Annotated in this window: 1 protein-coding gene; it reads left to right on the top strand. The window is 42.1% G+C overall.

Translation table 11 applies throughout. The annotated features are described in order from the left end of the window. The coding region (locus tag C1E58_RS10115) for a DUF6572 domain-containing protein (RefSeq protein WP_330848257.1) at positions 1 to 180 on the top strand (180 nt) is incomplete at its 5' end. Positions 181 to 416: the final 236 nt, after the last annotated feature.

Below are 416 nucleotides of genomic sequence, written 5' to 3'. Positions count from 1 at the left end.
TACATCCACTTTATCGAAAGCAAGCAGTATGTGGACAGCTACGGGGATGACTTTACAGAAAAAGTTATCAATCTGACTTTCCAGTATGCTCCATCAGACAATGGTCTTGCTTTCCTTGTGCAGGTTCAAAAAGTTCTACAGCCGACAGATATTCGGTTGAAGGTTGTAGTGCCAGAGTAGAGTTTTTATTCCAGACAAGGTCAACTTGTCTGGAATTTTGGTATAATGGAAGGGTAGAAATATTCTTCATTTGTGCATAAACGGTTTGGCTAGACTTGGTCTAAAGCGGAGCTGTTGGATGTGATGGAGTTAGAATCACCCAATCCTACTTCACTCTTGAAAACAGGAGAGTAGCTCTGCAATTTATCACCCCTCTTGCATGCTTTGCGCATTACAGAGTTGGCGACAGAGATTAC

Origin of the sequence: Streptococcus suis (assembly GCF_002964575.1) — a bacterium.
GTDB lineage: Bacteria > Bacillota > Bacilli > Lactobacillales > Streptococcaceae > Streptococcus > Streptococcus suis_R.
This window is presented reverse-complemented; position numbering and strand designations above follow the sequence as displayed.